The organism is Armatimonadia bacterium (genome assembly GCA_039679385.1).
Taxonomy (GTDB): domain Bacteria; phylum Armatimonadota; class Zipacnadia; order Zipacnadales; family JABUFB01; genus JAJFTQ01.
In genome coordinates, this window is the sequence record JBDKVB010000068.1 from 1 (window position 1) to 22854 (window position 22854).

Sequence of the window (22854 nt, forward strand, 5' to 3'; positions counted from 1 at the left end):
TTCCTATCACTGACCCGACACGTGGCACACCTCGAGCAGGAGTTGACGACCCGTGACCTTTGATGCCTCCGCCTCCGAGCAGCAGTCCACGCCGGCCCATGCGGCAGATCTGGCACGCCGCCTTTCCGAGACCCTGGGCAAGGCGATCGTCGGCAACGAGAACACGATCCAGGCCTTGTTGGTAGCGGTCCTTGCCGGCGGGCATGTGCTGCTGGAGGGCGTCCCCGGCACCGCCAAGACCCTCCTGGTCAAGGCCCTCTCCCTGGCTCTGGGGATGGAGTTCAAGCGGGTGCAGATGACCCCCGACCTGATGCCCTCGGATATTGTCGGGACGAACGTCTACGACGCGAACGCCCAGAGTTTCCGGCTGCGTCGGGGTCCCATCTTCACGACTGTGCTCCTCGCCGACGAGATCAACCGAGCGCCTGCCAAGACGCAGTCGGCTCTGCTCGAGGGGATGCAGGAGCGCCAGGTGACCATCGACGGCGAGCGCCATCAACTCTCGGCCAACTTCACCGTCTTCGCCACGCAGAACCCGATCGAGTACGAGGGGACCTATCCGCTGCCTGAGGCTCAGCTTGACCGCTTCATGCTCAAGCTGCTGGTTCCCTATCCGGCGGCCCAGGCCGAGGACGAGCTGCTGAAGCGCTACAACGAGGGCTTCGATGCCGACCAGCTCGAGGCAGCAGGCGTCAAGCCCGTCACTGACGACGGTGAGCTTGCCACCGTGCGCCGACAGGTCCGGGCGCTGTCTGCGGAGCCGGCCGTCTTGCATTACATCGGCGAGCTAGTGCGGGCGACCCGCCTCAACCCCAACCTCGTTCTCGGCTGCAGTCCAAGGGCCGCCGTCATGCTCCTCCAGGCCTCCAAGGTCTTGGCGGGGCTTCGCGGCAGGACCTTCGTGACACCCGATGACGTGAAGGCGATGGCCCTGCCCGTCCTGCGCCACCGGATCGTTCTGCGGCCAGAGGCCGACATCGAGGGTCTCAGCGCCGATGACATCTTGCAGGGAGTGCTGGCGACGGTGCCGGTCCCACGTTGAGTTCGCCGGCAGGTTACCGGGTCTGAAGGAAACGCGATGCAACTGACACTCTCGGGTCTGGCGCTGCTTCTGGGCGCCGTCCCAGTCTTCCTATCAAGCGCCTACGAGCCACGCCTCGCCCGGGTCGGGGGCTGGTGGATGGCGGCTGTTGTGCTACTTGCGCTTCTCGACGCGCTGGTCACTCGTCGCGTGGCGCGGGTCGAGGCCCTCCGCGAAGTCGACGCCAAGCTCTCCCTTGGCGCGGCGAATCGCGTCCGGATCAAGCTCCGCAACCGTTCGCGCTGGCCCCTGAAGCTGCAAGTGAAGGATTCGCCGCCGGTCAGATTCCGCACACCCGAGCGGATGCGGTCGCTATCCCTCGAGCCCTTCGGCAGCGGCGAGGTCACCTACGTGACGACGCCGCTGGAGCGGGGCGACTTCACCTTCGGCGACCTGTACCTGCGCGGCCGCGGGCGTCTCGGACTGACCGCCTGGCAGCGTCGCCTGCCGGCGACCCAGGAGGTCAAGGTCTACCCGAACCTGGTGGAGGTGGAGCGCTACGACCTCCTCGCACGGTCGCAGCGGCTGACGGAGGTCGGCTTCCATGCGCTCCGGCAGAGGGGAGAGGGGACGCAGTTCGAGAGCCTGCGGGAGTACGTGCCCGACGACGAGTTCCGCAGCATCGACTGGAAGGCCACGGCCCGGCGTGGCAAGCCCATCACCCGCCAGTACGAGGTGGAGCGCAGCCAGAATGTGATCCTCATGCTCGACACGGGGCGCATGATGCGGGCGCAGGTCAGCTCGCGTCCGCCGGGGACGGCCGGGGGAGAGCCCTTGCCCATGTCGAAGCTCGACCACGGCATCAACGCCGCGCTTCTGCTGGCCCACGTAGCGGTTGCCCATGACGACGCCGTCGGGCTGGTCGCCTTCGGCAGCAGCCTTCACTGCTTCCTCCCGCCACGCAAGGGCCGGGCGCAGATCGGGCGGCTCGTGGACCAGATGTACGCGCTCCAGCCTGCCCTGGAGGAACCGGATTACCCCCTGGCGTTCTCCCTCTTGACGCAGCGTTCGCGCAAGCGGGCGCTGGTCGTCGTCTTCACCGACCTGGTAGATGCCGACGCCTCGCAGCGGCTCCTGGCGCAGCTTGTGGCCTTGCGTCCGCGTTACTTGCCGCTGTTGGTGACGCTGCGTGATGGAGATCTGGAGCGCGTGGCTCGGGGAGTTCCGGCACAGGTCGAGGGAGCCTATCAGAAGGCGGTAGCAGGACAGGTGCTGGCCGCTCGCGAAACTGCTCTTGCGCGGTTGCGTGCGCGTGGTGTGCTCGTGGTCGACGTCCCTGCCGGGACCCTGTCGGTGGCCGCTGTGAATGAGTACCTGCGCCTCAAGAATACCGGACGGCTGTGACCGCCCAGGCGCGATCCTTACCGGAGTTCCGCGATGCCGACGGTGAACAGGCTGCCGCTCATCGGACAGTGCAACTGCTACCTGGTCGGCGACCCGGGAGCCTACATCCTCGTCGACGCCGGTTTCCGGGGTGCTGAGCGTCGCTTCCTGCGCCACCTCAAGGCGATGGGAATTGAGCCCGGCGACATCAAGCTCGCCTTGGCCACCCACGTCCATTTCGATCACGTCGGTTCACTATCTGCTCTGCGCGAACTCTGCGGGTGTCCGGTGATGGTCCATGCGGCGGAGGCCGATCTGCTGGCGAGGGGCGTCGTCGTCGTCCCGCCGGGCGCGACCTTCGGGGGACGCGTACTCTCCTGGTTCGGCAACCGTGTCACCCGATTCCTGCATTTCTCCCCGGTTCAGCCGGACCTCACCGTCACAGGGCCAACTTCGCTCGCAGAGTGGGGAGTCAACGCCCGGGTCGTACCGACGCCCGGACACACCCGCGGGTCGATCTCCCTCCTGCTACCGGACGGCGAGGCCTGCGTGGGCGACCTGATGGCGAACTGCCTGTTCTACGAGGGCTATGAGCTCTTCCCGCCCTTCGCGGAGGACATTGAAGCGATCTACACCAGTTGGGAGAAGCTGCTGGCGGTCGGCGTGCACACCTTCTACCCCGGCCATGGCCGCCCAATCCAGGCCCGCACACTACGCAACCACCTCGCCGGCGACGAGGCCGCACGTCGCCGTGAAGGCGCAGTCCCCGGCGAGGAACCGGCTGCGCCCTGACAGCTCCTGTCACCCGATCGCGCGATCACCCCGATCGCCCCGACACACGCTCTACCGGATTCGGAAGGTCCGGATCTGGAAGGGCTTGATCGCGAACCCGAACACCCCGTCCTCCATCGGCACCGGCTCCGCGTTCTCCTCGATCAGATTGCACGCCACGACCTCGCGCACCGGCACCTTTGTGATGTGCACCGTGACCTCGCCGCGGCTGCCGTAGGGCTCATAGAGCCGCAGGATGTCCCCGTCGCCGTCCTCGGCCGGCTTCCAGGTCTCCACGATGGCCGGTCCCTCCACTTGCAGGAAGGAGGTCGGCGGACGCTGGATGTCCGTCGGGATGCAGAACAGGGGCACGTTCAGCTCCCAACCACGCTGCGGGGTCCGTGCCTGTCGCCAGTCACCCTCGTGAGGGTATAGCGCATAGGTGAACTCGTGCTCGCCGAGGTCGGCCTTGGGGTCGGGGTATTCCGATCCGCGCAGCAAGGTGAGACGCAGGACGTTGCCCAGGGCATCATGGCCGTACTTGCAGTCATTGAGCAGGCTCACACCGTATCCGCCCTCGGACATGTCGGCCCAGTTCTGAGCGCAGACCTCGAACTTCTCCTCGTCCCACGAGGTATTCCGGTGCGTAGGCCGCTCGATGGCTCCGAACTGGATCTCGTAGGTCGCCTTGTCGGTGTGAATCGCCAGCGGGAAGGCCGCCTTCAGCATGGTCTGACGCTCTTGCCAGCTCACCCGGGTGCGGAACTCGACCCAGGGGATGTGGTGGTACAGGCTGATGTCCTGCACCAGCGTCGTCTCCCCGTGGGTGCGGGTGACCTGGATTGTCGCGCGGACCGGGCCGGTCTCGGTGACCTTGACCTCGGTGCCCGGATCCCAGTCATAGCGTCGCTGGGTCGAGGTCGTGTGGACGTTCCAGGCCGACTCGCGCTCAGGCCCATCCTGGAACAACTGGAGCTGGTTCGCGCACTGACCCTCTGCGATGACTTCCCGTCCAGCTCGCTTGTCCCACAGGCTGGTGATCTCGCCCTCTGCGTTGAGCTCGACGCGGAAGAAGTCATTCCCCAGGGCATGTCCAGACGCCGTCACCTTGCTGGTCTCAGGGAAGCCGGCCTCCAGCTCCAAGACAGCGCCACCGACCGGGGGTGTGCCTTCTCCCGCCACCAGGATCATCAGTTGGTCACCGCGGCGACCGACGATCTGCACCGGCACCGGCCGCCCACCGAAGACTGCGGAGAGGTCGTCGCCGATGTCCGGCACGAGGAGCTCCACCAGTCCGTCGCGCTCCCAGGACAGCGAGTTGAGGACGCCATAGCGCAGAGTGTCGGCAACGTCGCCGATGATCGGCCGGATCGCCTGGCTGCCCAGTGCAACCGCCGCCTGGAACACCTCGGTATGCGCCTGCCGGGCCTCTTCGTAGGTCTCGCCGACCGAACTCCCGGGCAGGATGTCATGGAACTGCATCAGCAGGACTTTCTCCCAGGCATCGCGGAGCACGGAGATGTCGACGGGGACACCGAGACGCCGGGCCACTGTCGCCGACATCTCGGCATTGCGCAGTGCCAACTCACACCGGCGGTTGGCGCGCTTGATCTGTCCCTGGGTAGTGTAGGTCGCCCGATGGGTCTCCAGGTACAGCTCGCCCACCCAGGTGGGAAGCGTCGGAGCGGCAGAACGGGTCTCGGCGAAAAACTCCTCACTCGTGCCCAGACGGCAGGCCGGTAGCCCTGGGAATCCCTCTGAGGACGAAGACTCCTTGTCACTGGGCTGAAGGCCCTCGCAGGCCCGAAGGGCAAACTCCATCTGCTCCTCGTTGACGCCGCCGCCGCCGTCCCCGTAGCCGAAGGTGAACAGCTCGTCCGGGTAGGCCTCCTTCTCAAGGTAGGTCCGCCAGGCCTCGGCCAACTGCTGCGGTGTCGGACTGCCGTTGTAGGCCCCGCCGCCGAGTTTCGGGATATGCGCCAGCACACGACTGCCGTCGACACCCTCCCACCAGAACAGGTGATGGGGGAAGGGATTGCGAGCCTGCCAGTGCAGCTTCCAGGTCCAGAAGTTGTCAATGCCGCAGCCGGCCAGAATCTGCGGCAGGCCGGCGTTGTGGCCGAAGACATCCGGCAGCCAGCACACCGTCGGCCGGGTCCCGAACTCCTCTTTCCAGAACCTCAGGCCGTACAGTATCTGGCGGATCAGCGACTCGCCGGAGGTTACGTTACAGTCAGCCTCAACCCACATGCCGCCGGTGGTCTCCCAGCGCCCTTCCGCCACCAACCTCTGGATCCGCGCGTAGAGCTCCGGGTAGTACCGCTTCGTGAAGGCATAGAGTTGCGGCTGACTGCAGGAGAACCGGTACTGCGGGTAGCGCTCCATCATCCAGCAGGCCGTGGAGAAGGTGCGGGCGCACTTGCGAAGGGTCTCCTTGATTGGCCACAGGTAGGCGACGTCGATGTGAGTGTGGCCCGTAAGGAAGATATGACCGCCCTCCGGGTCGGGGCTGATGCTGCTCACCCTCTTGGCCAGGAGCTCTCGGGCCTGGGCGACTTCGGCCAGGATCTGCTCCCGGTCGCCGGTGAGGCGGAAGGCCAGAAAGGCCTCCTCGAGGGCTGTGCCAAGCAGGGCCTTGCGTCGCTCATCGGTGATCGCGGCGAAAGCCTCATAGGCGAACCGCAAGTCCCAGTAGGCCGCTTCGAGCTCGGGGTTGACCTGCACCAGGTGCGCGCCGCCGAAGGAGCTGGTCTTGCCCGACAGGCCGGGCTCGCAGCGCACCCGCGGAACCGAATCGAACTCCAGAAGCAGGTCCAGCTCCTGCCCGACGGGAACCGGACACCGGCCATGCTGCCTGTCCACTCCGGCCCAGGGCTTGCCGTTCAGCGTCAGAAGCCCCTCCAGGTCGTCGATCCCGAAGCGCAGGAAGGTGCAGTCAGGGTCCCAGTCCGGTGGCACTTGCGCTTTGGTCCGCAGGAAGACGGTCACGCCGGCGGGCCAGCGAGAGGAGTCCGGGACTCTGTGCCAGTCTTCGAGATACTCGTACCGCTCAGGTCCGTGGTGGAGGGCGGTTCTTGCCTCCCAGGGGCTGACGCAGAGGCTGCGCTCTGTTGCCAGGCCCTGCAGTATCTGGAGCTTCTTGATGATGATGCGCTCATCCATCGGCCCAAGCCTCACCTTCTGGAGTGGCATATTGCTGTGTGGCAGGAAATGCATCCACTGCAACGAAGAAGATAGCGGCTGTTGACACTACCACAGGTCACAGCACACAGGACGGTGTGAATCATGCCTGACAGCCTGAATCTCAACGGAACATGGCTCGTGTCTTGGACAGAGGGGCTTCACGGCCGTTCCACTGACGTACAGCCCGAACCCGTAGATGCACTTCGGTACTTCCCTATACAGGTTCCCTGCGAGCTGCACCGAGCCCTTGCTGATTCCGGGCTTCTTGATGACCCCAATCTTGGCCTTAACAGTCTCAAGGCCCGCTGGGTTGAAGAGCAGCAATGGGTGTACCGTACGACCTTCAATGCCCCGGAGGAGGCGCTGCGCGAGCCCACCTGGCTGAGCTTCGACGGCCTGGACCTGAACGCCGTGGTCTATCTGAACGGTCAGGAGGTCGGCAAGCATAGCAACGCCCACCGGCCCTGCCGCCTCACGGTCACAGACAAGCTGCGCAAGGGCGAGAACACGCTGTGTGTCGTGCTGGAGAGCGGGCTGTATGGTGTCGCCGACCGCGAGGGCAAAGCCTACAGCCAGGCTACCGAGACACTGCTCAACAAGCGGCACTGGCTGCGAAAGGCCCAGTACCAGGTCGGGTGGGACTGGAACCCACGGATGATCAACGTCGGCATTATTGGCGATGTCCGCCTGGAATGGGGCGCACTGCCCTGGATCGACCAGCTTGTGGCCCTCCCGGACCTGGAGCGCGACCTTCAGACCGCTCGACTACTGGTGCGCGCGGTTGTCCACAACCCCGGAGAGACCACTTCCGGGGTTCTGCGGGTGGCAGTGTCTGATCCGGGTGAGACCCGCCTCAGACACGGGCATGTTGAGATGGAGCTTCCACCCGGCGAGAGTTGTCCCGAACTGACGCTGCAGATCGAGAAGCCGCAGTTGTGGTGGCCGGTCGGGCACGGCGGCCAGCCCCTTTACAAGGTCGTGGCAATACTCGAGGTCGGCGGCCGCAAGGTCTCGGAACGTCGCAAGCGCACCGGCCTTCGGCGAATTGAGATCGACCGCTCACCCCACGCAGAGGGTGGCGAACACTTCGCCCTCAAGGTAAACGGTCGCCCGATCTTCTGCAAGGGCGGGAACTGGGTCCCTCCCGACATGGTCGTGCCGGGCGTCGAGGAGCAGCGCTTCCGCGACCTTGTGAACCTGGCGATCGAGGCCAACTTCAACCTCCTGCGGGTATGGGGAGGCGGCTGGTATGCCTCGGACAAGCTCCTGAACGTGTGCGATGAGCGCGGTGTGTTGGTCTGGCATGACCTGGCCTTCGCCTGCTCCAAGTACCCGGGCGATGATCCCGGCTTCGTCTCCGAGGTGCGCCAGGAGATCACCTGGAACGCCAGAGACATGGCCTCGCACCCGTCACTGGTGGTCTGGTGCGGCAACAACGAGTTGGAGTGGGGCGCCTGGGCCTGGGGCTATGTAGACGGCTACAAGGCCCTGCCCGACTACCACCTCTATCACCACACCATCCCGGTGATCCTGAAGCGCGAGGACGACTCCCGGCCCTACTGGCCGAGTTCGCCCTACTCACCCGACCACCAGTTCCCCAATGAGCCGACGGTGGGCGATCAGCACCCATGGTCGGTGAGCCTGGGCGAGCACGGCCCCGACTTCTGGGCCTACCGCACCTTTGTGGACCGGTTCCCGAACGAGGGCGGTGTCCTGGGCGCCAGTTCTCCGGCTACCCTGCGGCAGTGCCTGGGCGACGACCTGAAGTTCCGCTCGGTCGCCTGGGAACACCATGACAACGCCGCCAACTTCTGGCGGCCGGAAGAGGGCCTTACGTACCGGGCCGTCAAGTTCTGGCTCGACCGCGACCCGCGGAATATGGACCTGGAGCAATACTGCTTCGCCAGTGCGCTCCTGCAAGCGGAAGGCCTGGCCGAGTATATCAGCAACTACCGGCGGCGGATGTTCACCAGCTCCTCGGCGATCTTCTGGATGTACAACGACTCCTGGCCCACCACTCACGGCTGGACGATCGTAGACTACTACCTGCGCCGCAAGCTGGCCTATCACCCCGTGCGCCGGGCCTTCCAGCCGATCACCGTCGTTCTGGCCGAGGAGGGCGACCAGGTGACGGTCTGGGGTGTGAACGACAGCCCTGACGACTGGAGCGGGGTCCTGCGCCACGGGCTGTTCCGCTTCGACGGCGCAACACCCCGTGACGAGACTTTCGCTGTTACGCTTCCGGCAAACATGTCGGCGCCGCTGACCCAGATCCCACTCAAGGACTGGGACAAGCAGGGGCCCAAGCGCACCGGGGCCTTCGGCGTGTTGCTCGAGGGTGACCGGGTCGTTGCCCAGCACCGTCTGCTGCGCGAGCGGTTCAAGTGCCTGAAGCTGCCGCGGCCGGAGATCGACGTGGTCGTTGAGAACGGAGTTGCGCGTTTCCGTTCGTCGGGCTTCGTATGGGGCGTGTGCCTCGACCTGGACGGCGAGGCCCCGCTGGCGGACAACGCCTTTGACCTCCTGCCGGGCCTTGAGTACGTGGTGCCCTGGCCGGAGGGTCTGGAGGCTCCTCGGGTGCTCCACACCGGAAATGAGCTGGTGCGGCAGTAGGCTCCGGGGCGCCTGACAGGCTGTTTGCGATTGCATAGCCACCTGACACCTGCTGTCAGGTGGCTATGTGAGTTCTACAGCACCTCTGGCCAGGGCATCAAGCTTTGCTGGAGGCGTGTCGGGCGTCGCTGGGCTGCCCATGCTGACGACGAGTCTTGGGCCGGCGGCGTCCCACTGGCGTCTCACGTCGGCGGCGATCCGCTCCGGACTGCCATCACGAAGCAGGACGGCGCTGGTGTTGCCAAAGAGCAGTTGTTTCGCCCCGAGCTCCGCCCGGAGCTGCCCCAGGTCAACCACGAACCCCTTCTTGGACTCCTCGAAGGCCAGGGCGTCGGCCTCCAGAGCGCCGAGATGCTCCAGACGACCTGCCGGCGATCCGCAGTAGTAGTAGATCACGCGCAGGCCCAACTGCTTGAGGCCGTGGATCAGGTCGCGGGTCGGCGGATAGGCGACCTTCAGGTAGTCCTCCGGCGAGATCAGGTCGGCGCTGGACAGACACTCCTCGACATAGATGCAGGGAACCCCGGCATGGCGCAAGGCTTGGGCCTGAGAGAGAGACTGCCGCAGGCTTAGCTCGCACAGCGCCTCCAGGACCTCGGGACGCTCGCGCAGCGCGACCATCATCCCCAGGAACCCCAGGCGACTGTAGGCGTGCCACATGGGGCTTCCCAGTGAGGCGGTCAGCAGGTAGCTGTCGCCGAATCGCTCAACCGCACCCGCTGGGAGCTCCGTCTTCCCGGCGTCAATCAGCTCCTGTGCCGAGGCGACCGGCTGGCGGCGCAGATCCTCGGGCTCCGGCAGGTCACCCGCATCCCACACATCCGGCACCGAAGCGTCGTAGGGTGCCAGTAGGTCTTCCGGCTCGCGGCGCCGTGGTGTGTGGCGCAGGCACTTGCCGGTCGGGAAGGTGACTTTGACGGTCTCAAGGGCTTCCCGGCCCGACCCGAGGCGTGTTGGTAGCCAGGCCGGTCGCTCGGTGAAGACCGCACAGGCCCGGGCAAAGGCCTCAAGCTGCGCCTCGATCTCCTCGGAGTGGCTAAGGCGCAGGCTGCTGTCGCCCTCTGCCAACTCGGCATAGACCTCGGCCAGACGCTGACGCCGCAGCGGCTCCAGGTACAGATCCAGGTACAGCGGCGCAAAGGCCGGCGGCCTCGGAGCATCACCCTGAAGGGCCGCGACCAGAAGCGCCTTCTGCGGTCGTTGCTCACCACTCATCTCGGGCACCCTCCCCTGGTTGAACCTTCGCAGTATGCTCGGCCTCGCTGCACGCGTCAGGTCAGTTCGAGGAAGTCCTCGGTCTCACGCATCCACTCAGAGAGCCGCTCCCGCAGCTCCTGCCGGACGGGCTGCTTGGCGCTGTCGCCCGCCATGTTGCGCATCTCGTAGGGGTCCTCGCACAGGTCATACAGCTCGTCGATATCCTCAGCGTTCCAGATATACTTGTGGTCGCCGCTGACCACGCAGCGCTGGTAGAGGTCTGGTGCGGCATTGCCGTTGTACTCGCTGAAGGCGGCTTCGCGGACCCCGGTCGCGCTACCCTCCAGAACGCCGCGCAGGGAATGGCCCTGTACCCGCGAGGGCACGGGGATGCCGGCGTAGTCCAGGAAGGTCGGCAAGAGGTCAACGTGGCTCGTAAGGCAGGACCGACGGCCGGGGGTGATACCGGGGCCGCTGATCATCAGCGGCACATGGGCCGATTCCTCGTAGCAGACCATCTTCTGGAAGTAGCTGTGGACACCGAGCATCTCCCCATGGTCGGGGTGGAAGGCGATGAGCGTGTTGTCGGCGTCGCCTCGCGCCTCCAGCGCTGCGAAGACCTTGCCGATGCACTCATCCACCAGGGTTACACAGCCCCAGTAGGCTGCCCAGGAAGCCCGCCATTCGTCGAGAGAGCGGCCTGCTCCCACCTGACCGGGGAGGTGCCGCAGGTGCATCCGGGGCTTGCCCTCCTGGGTTCCGGGCAGGTTCGGCGGGAAGGTGACTTCCTCGGGCGAGTACATCGACGCATAGGGTTCGGGAATCACAAAGGGCGGATGCGGGAGCCACAGGAAGCACAGGCAGGCGAAGGGCTGATCCTGTGGCGCCTGCGCGACAAACTCGGCCGCCTTCCGCGCATAGAAGACGTCCAGGAAGTCCTCCAGCGGGAAGGGATGCACCCCGGGCACTGGGGAGGAGTAGAACATCGAGCGTGTCTCGTCGCCGACGCGGGTCGGGCACTCGTGTTGGTGCGGCCGCATCGAGGGGAAGCAGAGCCCCCTCTCCTCCGCGTACCGGGTGTGCTCGGCCTTGCTGAGGTAGGTCGAAAAGCAGCCACGTTGCCGCAAGGGCGGCTCAGCACGCACGTGGTCGACGCCGGTATGCCCCACATGGTAGCCCGCCTGCGCCAGCAACTCCGGCAGCGTGACCTCGTCCGGCTTCAGAACGCTGTCCTTACGGAAGCGCGTCGATCCGAAGCCGTTGATGATCGCGCCGCAGGAGTGGGTGTACCGTCCGGTGTGGAGAGAGGACCTCGCGGGAACACAGAGCGGACAGGTTGTGTAGTGGCGGTCGAAGACGACCGACCGACTCGCGAGACGGTCCAGGTGCGGGGTCCTGACCGGCGTCTCCGCATAGGCCCCGACGCAGTCCAGGCGATGCTGGTCCGTCATGATCCAGAGGATATTCGGCGGCATCCTGTACCTCCCGGGTTCTGCCTCAGCCCTTCTCGCTTCCCGACCGACACACCTGCAAGCTGAGCGTCGGCGGCGCGCTCTCAAACAGAGGAACACAGGAGGGAGGTCTTCGCGCACCTAAGGGACAAGGTGTATACTCTGGCTTCCGCCGATCCCACACCCACCGCAAAGGAGAGCCGTACAATGCCCGGCACACTATCCATCCGAGAAGGTGTCTTCGGCTCCTGGCAGAACGCCGTGGAGTACGCCCCGACCGCTGGTATCAACGCCCTGGAGATTGGCGTCCGTCCCCTGGACCAACTCAAGGAGCTTGCCGCTGCAGCCGAAGCCGTTGGTGTGCAGATCCTGACCCTGGCGGGAAGCGTGAACCTCGACCAGGAGGAGTCCATCGACGCCGCCATCCAGACCCTCGAAGCCTGCCATCAGCTACGGGTGGGCATCTTCTTCTGCTCCGCCACCGGCAAGGAACTCGACCGCGAGATCCACATGGCGAGGCTCCGGAACCTGGGCGACGAGGCGAAGACGCGCGGCGTGACGATCTCGCTGGAGACCCATCCGCCCTTCTGCCAGAATGCCGACGGGATGCTCCAGACCATGAGCGAGCTCAACCATCCCAACGTGCGCATCAACCTGGACACCGCCAACATCTACTACTACAACGAGGGCCTCTCCAGCGCCACGGAGCTCGAGCGGGTCATCGATGTGGTGGCCAGCGTGCACCTGAAGGACACCGACGGCGGCTTCCACTCACCGAACTTCCCGGTTCTGGGAGAGGGCATTGTCGACTTTGCGCGGATCCGCGGAATCCTTGAGGCAGCCAGTTTCACCGGCCCGATGACGATCGAGCTTGAGGGCCCCGTCGTGTCGGGTAAGGACCTGCCTGCATGCGTGGCCATCTGCAAGGCCTGCACGGACTTCGCGAAGAACAGCGGGCTCGTGTAGCTGCTGACCACGCCCCGTTGGGAGGCTGTCGCATGGCTAACAACTGCTTGTTCTGCAAGATTGCAGACGGCTCGATCAAGAGCGATATTGTCTATTCGAACGACCACGTCGTCGCCTTCCGTGACATCAACCCGCAGGCGCCGGTGCATGTGCTGGTGATTCCCCGCCGGCACCTCGAGAACGCCACGGCAGTACTGCCGGAAGACGATGCCATGGTCGCCGAACTCCTGCGGGCCGCGGCTGAGGTAGCTCGTCAGGAGGGCATTGCTGGGTCGGGCTATCGTCTGGTCATCAACAACGGGCCGGATGCCGAGCAAAGCGTGCCGCACTTGCACGTGCACGTTCTCGGCGGACGTCCGATGAGCTGGCCTCCGGGATAGACCCTGTGAGAACCGCCGGACTCGCACCGCCTTGAGCGGCCACGCGGGAATCTGAGCAAGAACGAACCGGACCGGACCCTTGCGCCTTCCCCTGTAGGAAGCTGCCCTGGTCCGGTCCGATGGTTCTGGCTCTGGGTTCACGTGGCCCTGCGCCACGGCGGGACGCTAACCGGTTATCTGCCCGAGCGCGGCCAAGGCATCATCGTAGTCGGGCTCGGAGGTCATCTCCGGGACGATCTGCACGTACCTGACCACGTCGTCAGCGTCGAGGATGACGACTGCGCGCGCCAGTAGACCGAGTTCCTTGATACGCAGGCCCCAGGCGAGGCCGAAGTTCTGGTCGTAATAGTCGGAGGTGGTGATGAGGTTCGACACGGACGCCGCCTGACACCATCGCTCCTGGGCAGGGGGCAGGTCCATGGAGGCGGTGACGATGACGGCCTTGTCGCCAAGCGCCCCCGCCTCCTGGTTGAAGCGCCGGGTCTGGAGGTCACAGACCGGGGTATCCAGCGACGGGACGACGTTGAACAGGCGGAGCTTGCCGGCATCGGTGGCGAGGGTGTAGGCGCTGTCCGGCGCCAGGCCTCGGCGAAGAGTGAACTGGGGAGCCTTCTGACCAACCTGCAGGGCCGGGCCGAGAAGGGTCAGTGGATTGCCCCTGTGAGTGACTACTCCGCCACGCTCGATGGGTGTTGCCATGACGATCCCTCCTTGTCTGGTTGCCTGTCGAGGTGCTCTGGACACTAGCGTATACCCAGTACGCACCGCAGCCACACCCGGAAGAGTCGGATTCTGCGACCGACTCACAGGCCGGCGAAGCGGAATCTCGTATGTGGCGGAACCCGCCGATGGGCGTGGTGAAGAACCGGGACATGGCCACGAAAACACCATCAAGAGGGCGCAGTTGCGGTTGTTTGACTTGCCCGGAATCGCCGTGCTATACTTCGCCCAAAGGCTTAGTGGTTTGGGGAGAGGCCGCTCAGGATCACAGTCCGCCCCAGGGGGAGTCCGCGTCGTGGGACAGCTCATCACGATTGAGAAGTGGGCCGAGAACCTCGAGGAAGTGACCCTGAACCGGTGGCTGAAGCAGGAGGGGGATCGGGTTGAGGAGGGCGACTCGCTGTGCGAGATCATCACCGACAAGGTGACCTTCGAGTACGAGCTTGAGACGCCCGGAGTGCTCCTGCGCACCTACTGCCCCGAGAGGAGCGTCCTGCCGATTGGGTTCGCGATCGCTTTCCTTGGTGCGGCTGACGAGGCCCTTCCTGAAGGCGTTGAGGCCGAGAATCAGCGGCTCCTGCAGGCACACACTGCGAAGGCGGCTCTGGAGCTTGACCTGGAGGTTCCGGCCGGCAAGGCGGTCCGGCAGCCTCAGCGGCCGGTCGCCGAGCATCGAGTTCGCGCGACACCGGCCGCCCGCCGGGTCGCTCGCGAAGCCGGCGTGGCTATCGAGGAGGTCGCGAACTGGAAGGATGCGCCAGAGGCGGTCACTGAGGCCGACGTGGAGGCGTATCTGCAGCAGCGTTAGCACCCCCTCTCGTGAAGAACGGGAGGTGTCGATCCGGCGGATTCATGGCTGGTGGCGGCCCGGTCGTCCGGGGAGGCCCCTGCAGTGTGGAAGCTCAGAGGCAGCGGCAAAGCGAGCGAGGACAGCGGGCGTGTGCCGCCTGCACCTGCGGAGGTGAAGCCCGAGGAAGAGGAACCTTCGGGCAAGCTGCGTCGTCGTGCCGGTTGCCTGTGGAGCTTCTTCACCGAGCCCTTCGGCATTCTGGCCGCGACGATTGTGGTGGCGATCTTCGGCCGTGCCTACCTGATCCGCCGTGCCAAGAAGCTCCGCGAGCGACGACGTACCCACGAGGAGTCGCCACGACATGAGTGATCTCTCCGGCAAGGTGGCCCTGGTCACAGGTGCCTCCCGGGGCCTTGGTCGCGCGATCGCACTGCGACTGGCCCAGGCAGGTGCGGACGTCGCGGTCAACTACGCTTCGAGTGACGAGGCTGCGCGGAAGGTGGCCGAGGAGATCACGGCTCTGGGCCGTCGCTGTCTGGTCGTCAAGGCTGATGTGCGGGACCAGGTGGCAGTGGATGAGATGATGGCGGCCATCAGCGCGGAGTTCGGAGGCCTGCACATTCTCGTCAACAACGCGGGCGTCGTCCGCGACCAGTACCTGACCTTCATGAAGGACGAGGCCTGGGACGAAGTCGTCGATGTGTCGCTGAAGGGCTCCTACCGAGTCACGAAGCGGGCAGTGAAGCTGATGCTCAAGGCGCGATGGGGGAGAGTGGTCAGCATCGCCTCAGACGCGGGGCTGATGGGCGACCCACGCCGCACGAACTACTCGGCGGCCAAGGCCGGACTGATCGGCTTCACGAAGGCGCTGGCCCGCGAAGTGGCTGCCCAGGGCATCCTGGCGAATGCCGTCGCGCCGGGGATCATCGAGACCGACCTCACGGCCGACATGGAGGCTCCGCGTCAGGAGGCGCTGCTCAAGATGATCCCGCTGCAGCGCTTCGGAAAGCCCGAGGAGGTCGCCGGCCTGGTAGCCTTCCTGTGCTCAGAGGAGGCCTCGTACATCACGGGTCAGGTGTTCGTGGTCGATGGTGGGCTGAGGATGTAGGCGGGGCAGCCCTGCATCAGTTGATGGATAGAGAAGAGCCGTCCTCGTACTCCAGCACGACGACCTGGTCGCCTTGCTCCCGCACGAAGGCATAGCCCGCATCCGTGGCCAAGTCCATGCCTCGTGCCATTCCCCCTGCCGCATCTCTCCGCCGCACCACGATTCTGTCTTGCTGGTTCCCGCTGTGCACCTCGATCAGGTAGGCCTGCGGGGTCTGTGTCGCCTCGACAGTGACCTCAGGTTCCGTGCCCTTGAAGGGCTGCAGCAGGACGCAGTAGGCACCCGTTGCCCGGGGTGCGATGACCTTGCGCAGGCCGATGTAGGGGATGGTCTCCCAACCGGGATCGCCAGGCTTGAGTGCGGGACCTCCGGGCAAGGGATCGAAGGCCGGCGAGACGCCATCGTAACCGCCACAGAGACCCTCGTCGATCGTCGCCCCGCGAAGGCCCAGGCCACGAGCGAACACCGCAGACAGCCCAAACCCTCCCTCGCGCCAGAAGACGAAACGCCCCGCAGTCCCGGATTCCCGTCGTCCGCCAACGTGCAGCAGCCACTCCGCCGGTCGCTCTCGGGTCGCGCGATTCAGCAGCTCATCCAGGATCAGGAAATAGCCCCCGCGGGGATGGAACACGGTGCGACGGTGCGTCAGGTCCGGGTAGGCCTCGTGCTCCGCAGCCACCACGTCGTACCTGGGGCGGCTATGGAAGGCCACTAGCTTGCCGTCCACCGGGCCCTGCGATTGGCCATCCACCAGGACTGTATTGTGCGCCAGGGTCTGACGGTGCCAGGCTTCCTGCTGGTCCGGTGCAGCGTTGGGCTCGGGAGCGCACCCGGCATCAAGCACCCAGGGCTGGCCCTGCGCGTAGAGGAGGAAGCTGAGGCGGTCGAAGTGCCCATGCTCGCCACCATGGCGTCCCCAGTCCAGCAGCAGGTAGTTGGAGGTTTCCGACCAGTCGTCGCGCAGGACCGCGAAGCCCGTGTCGGGGAGCAGGACAGAGCGGGAGTCCGGATCACGGGGCTCCAGGCCTGCGGCGATCGGATGGAGGAAATCGACCTCCGCCGGCGTGATGCGACCGGCCTTCAGCCAGTCCCCGCGCTGGAAGAGGTTGAGCGCATCGAGAAACCAGGGGCAGGCGGCGAGCGGAGTGGTGAGGGAGTCGTTGATCCCCGGCAGCTCTCCGAGGGGTGTCGCGATCTGCGCCGCCCAGTTCAGGGCCGCCTCCAACGTGACCTCGGTCTCGCCCCACTTGCGCTCCATCAACTGGTTGTCGCCGAGCTGCCGGGCGACCTTGAGGTAGCGGAGAAGCTGATCGAGAACCAGCGCCTGGCGGCCCGGGTCGGACTCGATTTGCCCGCCGTCGGCCATGAAGTCGGCCATCACGTTGTTGAGCCGCTCCTCGACAAGCGCCCGCCAGTGTGGTGCCTCCGGCAGGCTCGGAGCGTAGAGGGCGATGGAGCCCAGGCCGCAGGTCCAGACGCCCTGGTCGGCACCGAGTACCGGGGAGAGCTCGACGGCGTAGGCCGCCCGTTGCCCCAGCCGGCGCAGGTAGTTGAAGACCAGCGCATGGTCGAGAGGATGCAGGCCCTCCCAGTGGGCGATCAGATCATAGGCGGAGGCGGCGTCGTAGAGCTCGTAGCCCTCGCTGAGGGGTGACTGCCAGGGCAGCGGCGTCTTCAGCACCCCGGAGAGGTAGAAGCGAGAGATGCAGGCCTGCATGGCCTCCCAGGACTTCTGAGCATAGCGCTCCTCGCCCGTGACGGCGAAGGCCAGGGCGCAGGACTGGCGGAGCGCGATCAGCGCGGACATGGTCTGGGCGCTGTCTCGGGGTGGTTGAGGAGCAGTGCCCTCCGGCGCGGTAGTGGGCTCCTCGCCGGGCAGAGGACGGTCGACTGCCTCCTGGACGCTCTGGAGGAAGCTCTCCACTTGCTGCTTCACCGCACTGTCCTTGAGTAGGGCGTCCTGCAGGGCCCTCACCTGTGCCGGTGCGAGCAGCAGGTAGAGGCCCGAGGAGGTGTAGAAGTCGCGGAACTGCAGCAAGGAGGCAGGCTCCAGAGGCTGCTCGAAGGGCTGGTCCGGGTAGAGCTCGCGCTGGAGTAGTCTGGTCGGGTCGGCCGTCGGGAGCTCCTCGACTTGGCCCGCAAGGAAGCGCGCCGAGACACCGGGCACCTCGCCTGCACAGTTGGCAGGCAAGGTGCCCGACAGGAACCACGCACAGCCCACAACCCAGAGGAGCCCGTAGAGCGTGGCGCCTCGTCTGGAACAGCAGGTGTGGTCCGTCGGCAGGTCACGCCGACCTGTCCTATCGCGTGCTCGGCGCGTCATTGATGCTTCCCGAATCTACGCAGGATACCCCGCATAGACGAGGAGATTGCGGATCAGTTTGGTGCAGACCTCGCGTTTGGCGGCGTCCTGGGAGCCGGGATCAGCCACCGGTCGGTCGAAGCTGGGGTTGACCACCAGCACTTCACCTGCGCCAACCTTCGCCTGCAGGATCGCAGGGCTACCGTTGAGGGTGGAGGCCAGAGTCTTCCAGCCCGGTGCTGCGAGGGCCACAGTGTCGTAGCTCGTAACTTCCGACAGGTCCTGGATCCGGTTCGGTGTGCTGAAGAGCGCATGCCCCGGTGTCTTGATGTCTCCCGTCCTGTCGTCGGTGTCGCTGACTGCCAGGTCGAGAGGCAGGAAGGCGGGCGACCACTGGTCGTCGTTGAGCTGCCCGACGATCAGCTTGCCGCCGGCCGCGACCCAGCGCTCCAGACGTTGAGTAGCGGAGCGGATCTTGCCGAAATCCTTGGTGTATGCCTCGTCGCCCACGATCAGCGTCCGGTAGCGGAGAAGGTCGCTATCGCTGAGAGCCGACAGGTCGGCGATGACCTCAGGCTTGACGCCGACTGCCTCAGCGGCCTGCGCCAGCGGGTCGCCCTCGCCGGTCACCCAGCCGATGCGGTCGCCGAGCTTCTGCGGAGCGACCACGGTGACGGACAGGGGAAGAGGAGTGTTGCTCGCCTCACCACGCTGCAGACTCAGGGTTGCGGTATACGTGGTGCCGTCGGCTGCGTTCTGCGGCACCCGCACCTCCACAGCCGGTCCAAAGGCGGTTCCGACGGGCGCTTCCCATTCCGCCTGTCTGGGTAGTTGGAGCCAGTTGTGCGCATCGTCGGTCACCGAGAGCTTGCAGGCAAGAGGCTTGCTGCCCGCGTGGACGATCAGAGGGTTGACTTGCCTGGTCTCGCCGGGTGCGAGATACACGTGACTGCGCATCTCGGCACGCTCCATATCCGGCCCAAAGGTCAGCTCAGGTGCGTCGGCGAGGCCCAGGGCGTTAAGCTCGGAGAGCATCCAGGGCATGAAGCAGGTGAACTGGGTGAAGGTCTTGCCGAAGGAGCTGAGGCCGCCGCGATACATGAACATTGAGGTGGCTTCGAGCAGCAGGTCCTTATTGGCGTGTTCCGGGTCGATGCGGCAGCCATAGGCCAGGCCGTCTCCGTTGAGGCTGACGGTCCAGGCGCCTCCCTTGGTCTGGAAGGTCTTGCACTGGGAGTAGGCAAAGCCCTTGTCGGCCGGCACGTACATCTCCCGCCACTGCGCCTCGCAGCCCTTGAGGTAGGCGGCCCGCAGGTCCTCCCGGGGCTGAGCGAGATCGTACATTTTGAGGCCGTGAAGGAGGACGCCGGTCATGAAGGCCTTGCAGCCCCAGCAGCGCGGCGTGTGCTTGCACTCATTCGGGTCCTGCCAGTGACCCCAGATGCCGCGGTCGGGGTGCTGCGTCCAGATCATGGTATCGGCGACGAGTTTGGAGGCGTTCAGGTAGGTCGGGTTGCTGGTGATGTTGTAGGTGCCCATCAGGCCGGTCATGGCCCAGCCAGCCTGCCGCTCAGCGCCATAGCGGAAGTCGGTGGTACGGGCGGAGAGCCACTCGGCGACGCTTTGTGCCGTCTCGAGGAAGCGTGGGTCGCCGGTCAGGGCGTACACGTACGCGTGGCCCTCGCACCAGCTGTGGCCGGAGTCATGAGGACCGGTGTTGAACCAGCCCATGTCCTTCCAGGACTGGTCGAAGTAGCCGCCGGTGTGCCCGGTGCAGTGCTCGTACTCAGCCCCGATGTTTGAGGGGTTCGACCAATAGTGAACCGTGTCCACGTCGGCCTTGTGACGCTCCATCTGCTCGGCACGCCAGAGCATGTCGAGGTTGCCCGTGCGGGCAAAGTTGGCGGCCATCGCCCACTGGGTGTCGTACTCGCCGTTGCCCCAGTTCCAGGTCCGTTCCCCGAACCAGTCGCCGTAGTTCATGAAGCCGTACTCGCGAATCTGCTCGCGTCGCTGCATGAACTGGCCAAAGGCGCTGTCCAGGGTCGTCTCGTAGCCATCGAACTTGCCCGGCGTGCGCGGGAACATCGGACCGAAGGCGCCACTTGCGCAGTACCACTGAGGGTCACAGGCAGCGAAGAGAGGCTTCTGCCAGAAGAGGCCTGCGGAGTACTGACCAGCTGCCGCCGAGATGGGAGAAGGCTGGTAGTCTACGGCAAACTCGGTGTTGAGTCGGACGCCCTGTCGGACCTTGTAGCGGCCCTTGTCGCACCAGAAGTAGAGCTTGTTGACGTCGTCGTCGCTAGCGCCTGCGTACTGGTCGGCGGGGAGCTTCGGATGGAGCTCGACTAGCAAGCCGTTGTCGTCGGCGCTGAGGGCCTTCGGGTAGAGTTGCCAGAAGTCGCGGATCACCACTGCGAGCGACTGTGGCCCACGGGCCAGGAGCCAGCCATTGGCACGCTTGCCCGCAGTCTCGCCGGCGGTGAAGCGGTTGTCTTCGTCCTGCAGCAGGCGTTCGCCCGCCTTGAGGGGCAGGGCTTTGCCGTCGCCGCCGCAGGTGAACTGAGCCCCCGCGAGTGCCGCCGGGATCCTGACCCGTACTCCCTGGAACAGGCTCATGTCGGCGGTGGTCACGTCGTTGTCGAGGCACAGGCTGGTCTTGACGAAGGGCTGACCAGCCCAGAAGGTCAGGCGGCAGACGTAGCGCATGAAGCCGGTGCCGGTGGCGCTGACCAGCTTGCCCTTGATGCACAGGGTCGTGCGGACCGGACCAGCGTCTTCGACAAGGATCTGCTCGGGCGGTGCAAGGGCCGACGAGTAGACGACACCCTCGGCGTCAGTGATCTCGAACCCGCAAGCCCTGGGGTCTCCTGCCGAGACAGGCTTGCCCGCGACGCTTACCTGCGCGAAGGGAGCGAAGCCGTCAGCGGCGATCTGGAGGGTCACTGCCCCGGTGTCAACCACTACCGGCGCTGTGAGGACTGCGAGGGGTTGGCCGACGGTGGTGCCCTTCGAGGCAGCGGAGGTCACCGTCACTCCGGGCTTGGCCTCGGCGGCCGCCACCGGGCATTCCAGGACATAGGTGGCGTCCTCGGAGGTTGCGGTCTTCGCAAGGAAGTCGACCAGCATCCAGCGGATGTCACCACTGGGCCAGCGCGAGGTTACCTTGAACTGCGCGGGAACCACGTCTCCCTTGCTGTCCAAGAGGCGGCACTGGGCCGGGTCGGCGACCGTCCCGTCGGGTAGCGGAACGCCGGAAGTCACAGGCCAGTCCGCCCGGGGCCGGTAGGTAGGCTCGTGGACGGTGAGCGTGATGCGCTGGGCGGTTCTCGCCCTGTCCGCAGCCAGGCCCAGTTCATTGCGACGGTGGGCTGCCGCGTTGCGCCAGACCCGGTAGGAGGCTGTGGCAGTCTGGGCCTCGTAGGCGGTCTGCGGCGCTTCCTTGCAGGTGATGGTGAGCTGGTAGGCCGAAGCTCGCAGGTCTGGCGGCAAGTAGATCATGTGGTTGTTGGTGAAGCCACGGTTTTCGGGCAGGTCGCCGCTCTGCTCAAAGGCCTCAGGTCCCGCAAGGGCGTAATGGACCGTTGCCTCAGTGGGGCGGTTTGTCGTCCAGGCGACCATCACGCGACCTGCGGGCTCTCCGGGCACGTCAGGGAGGTGCCAGGCAGCGAGGTTCTCGACCACCAGTTTGGGCGCCTGAGGCTTGCTTGCGAGCAGGCACACATTGAGGAAGCGGGCGGTGCCTCCGTTCTCGGCGGTCCGGACCTCAACCGTCTGGCCTTTCGTGATGGCCACCGGCTCGGCGGTGTAGTACAGAACATCGCGCGAGGATGGGGAACTGCCCACGATGGTGCTGACCTTGCGTCCGTTGACCAGAACGTCCAGGGCTTCGGGACGGGCTGCGTCATCGTGAAGCACCAGGCCGACCCGGTACTGGCCCGACACGGGGCTCTTCCAGCTAACGCTCCCGGCACCGTCGAAATCGTCGCTCATGAGGAGTGTGTAGCCCTCGACGGTTGCGTCGCCCGCCTTGAGACGCACGTTCTGCGGGTCTTGCCACAGGCCATAGGTGAGCTGAGGGAAGTCGCTCATGTACAGCCCCTCCGAGTTCTCCGGCGTGGCGAAGGGCGACTTGGGAAGGACACGTTCGGGATGCAGCGGCACCTCGGCATACACCCAGTCAGCCGTGTCGCTGTCGCTGGGCTTCGAGGCGATGTGGCTCAGCACGTACATGCGGAAGTGGGTCTTGCCGTCGATAGCTTTGATGTGGACGTCGTCGGCGATGTAGAGGGTGTTGCCCTCGAAGACCATCCGCACAGGGATGGCGGCATTGACGCGCGGGGCGGGATTGAGGATGCGCGGGTCTGTACGGGCATCAACCGCGCTGTACATGACGTCAACGCCGCGTACCCAGTCGGCCTCCTGGCGGCCGGTGGTCTTGTCGTCATCCAGGTCCGTGTAGAGGTGGAAGACGACGTCTGTTGTCGGGTAGTCTGCGGCGAAGGTGACCTTCCATACATAGCGGTCGCCGGCGACGTGGGCGAAGTAGACCTTGTCGACATCCGGGGCCGTCGGGCCACGTCCGGACTTATCCGTCTGACCTCGCAGGCCGTCGTCGATGACCACCTGCAGGCCCTCATCAAGATCGGGATTGGTGCCGAGCTTGACTTCCACGGCGTCGGGGAGACCATCACGGTCTCGGTCCTGGGCCAAGGCAGGAAGGGCGAGCATTATAAGGAGCAGGGCAGCGGCAAGCACGCGGTTCATCGTCATCACCGTTCTCCGGGCGGAACTTGGTACGGATGGATCGATACGGGCAGCACAAGAGACACTCCGTCAAGCGGCGGCAGGCAATCGTGGTGGCGCCGGATAGAGGACTATCCCCGCACGGCGTTGAACTACCGGTTCCCTCCGGCTGCCGAAAGACCACAAAGACTGGTGAGGGTCTTTCGCGCTATCGTGAGACATG

Annotated in this window: 15 protein-coding genes; 9 read left to right on the forward strand and 6 right to left on the reverse strand. The window is 65.5% G+C overall.

Annotated elements, in window-relative coordinates:
• Positions 1 to 52: 52 nt before the first annotated feature.
• The 3 genes from ABFE16_07045 to ABFE16_07055 are packed head-to-tail and all read left to right on the forward strand — an operon-like array spanning position 53 to position 3196.
• Complete coding sequence (locus ABFE16_07045) at positions 53 to 1042, forward strand: MoxR family ATPase (GenBank protein ID MEN6345048.1); 990 nt, start codon at positions 53 to 55, stop codon at positions 1040 to 1042.
• 36 nt (positions 1043 to 1078) lie between these two features.
• Positions 1079 to 2425, forward strand: coding sequence for a DUF58 domain-containing protein (locus ABFE16_07050; GenBank protein ID MEN6345049.1), 1347 nt, complete (start codon positions 1079 to 1081; stop codon positions 2423 to 2425).
• A gap of 33 nt (positions 2426 to 2458) precedes the next feature.
• Positions 2459 to 3196 (forward strand): MBL fold metallo-hydrolase, encoded by a 738-nt coding sequence (locus tag ABFE16_07055; protein ID MEN6345050.1) that lies wholly within the window; start codon positions 2459 to 2461, stop codon positions 3194 to 3196.
• A 51-nt stretch (positions 3197 to 3247) separates the two neighbouring features.
• Here the strand turns inward: ABFE16_07055 and ABFE16_07060 are convergent, their stop codons facing one another.
• Positions 3248 to 6337, reverse strand: coding sequence for a glycoside hydrolase family 38 C-terminal domain-containing protein (locus ABFE16_07060; protein ID MEN6345051.1), 3090 nt, complete (start codon positions 6335 to 6337; stop codon positions 3248 to 3250).
• Between the two features lie 123 nt (positions 6338 to 6460).
• Here ABFE16_07060 and ABFE16_07065 point away from each other — a divergent pair, with 123 nt between their 5' ends.
• Positions 6461 to 8971, forward strand: a complete 2511-nt coding sequence (locus ABFE16_07065) for a sugar-binding domain-containing protein (GenBank protein MEN6345052.1) — start codon at positions 6461 to 6463, stop codon at positions 8969 to 8971.
• Positions 8972 to 9034: 63 nt separating this feature from the next.
• Here the strand turns inward: ABFE16_07065 and ABFE16_07070 are convergent, their stop codons facing one another.
• The gene (locus ABFE16_07070) at positions 9035 to 10186 is read right to left on the reverse strand and encodes a uroporphyrinogen decarboxylase family protein (protein ID MEN6345053.1); all 1152 of its coding nucleotides are present in this window, start codon (positions 10184 to 10186) and stop codon (positions 9035 to 9037) included.
• Between the two features lie 56 nt (positions 10187 to 10242).
• Positions 10243 to 11643, reverse strand: a complete 1401-nt coding sequence (locus ABFE16_07075; GenBank protein ID MEN6345054.1) for a sulfatase-like hydrolase/transferase — start codon at positions 11641 to 11643, stop codon at positions 10243 to 10245.
• A gap of 183 nt (positions 11644 to 11826) precedes the next feature.
• On the opposite strand from ABFE16_07075, the gene ABFE16_07080 reads away from it, so the two are divergent.
• Positions 11827 to 12585: a sugar phosphate isomerase/epimerase family protein gene (locus tag ABFE16_07080; protein ID MEN6345055.1), complete on the forward strand. Its 759-nt coding sequence runs from the start codon at positions 11827 to 11829 to the stop codon at positions 12583 to 12585.
• A gap of 32 nt (positions 12586 to 12617) precedes the next feature.
• Positions 12618 to 12965, forward strand: a complete 348-nt coding sequence (locus ABFE16_07085) for a histidine triad nucleotide-binding protein (GenBank protein ID MEN6345056.1) — start codon at positions 12618 to 12620, stop codon at positions 12963 to 12965.
• A 165-nt stretch (positions 12966 to 13130) separates the two neighbouring features.
• On the opposite strand, the gene tpx is transcribed toward ABFE16_07085, so the two are convergent.
• Entirely contained in the window at positions 13131 to 13664 is a 534-nt protein-coding gene (gene tpx / locus ABFE16_07090) for a thiol peroxidase (protein MEN6345057.1), read from the reverse strand.
• Positions 13665 to 13980: 316 nt separating this feature from the next.
• On the opposite strand from tpx, the gene ABFE16_07095 reads away from it, so the two are divergent.
• The 3 genes from ABFE16_07095 (at position 13981) to fabG (ending at position 15583) form a co-directional block, all read left to right on the forward strand.
• Positions 13981 to 14493 carry a biotin/lipoyl-containing protein gene (locus tag ABFE16_07095; protein MEN6345058.1) on the forward strand — a complete coding sequence of 171 codons (513 nt, stop codon included), beginning with the start codon at positions 13981 to 13983 and terminating at the stop codon, positions 14491 to 14493.
• Between the two features lie 84 nt (positions 14494 to 14577).
• Positions 14578 to 14844, forward strand: coding sequence for a hypothetical protein (locus tag ABFE16_07100; protein ID MEN6345059.1), 267 nt, complete (start codon positions 14578 to 14580; stop codon positions 14842 to 14844).
• Complete coding sequence (gene fabG / locus ABFE16_07105; GenBank protein ID MEN6345060.1) at positions 14837 to 15583, forward strand: 3-oxoacyl-[acyl-carrier-protein] reductase; 747 nt, start codon at positions 14837 to 14839, stop codon at positions 15581 to 15583. The genes ABFE16_07100 and fabG overlap by 8 nt, the downstream gene beginning before the upstream one ends.
• A 16-nt stretch (positions 15584 to 15599) precedes the next feature.
• Here the strand turns inward: fabG and ABFE16_07110 are convergent, their stop codons facing one another.
• Both ABFE16_07110 and ABFE16_07115 read right to left on the reverse strand, forming a co-directional pair.
• Positions 15600 to 17906, reverse strand: coding sequence for an alginate lyase family protein (locus ABFE16_07110; GenBank protein ID MEN6345061.1), 2307 nt, complete (start codon positions 17904 to 17906; stop codon positions 15600 to 15602).
• A gap of 15 nt (positions 17907 to 17921) precedes the next feature.
• Entirely contained in the window at positions 17922 to 22658 is a 4737-nt protein-coding gene (locus ABFE16_07115) for a hypothetical protein (GenBank protein ID MEN6345062.1), read from the reverse strand.
• Positions 22659 to 22854 lie beyond the last annotated feature (196 nt).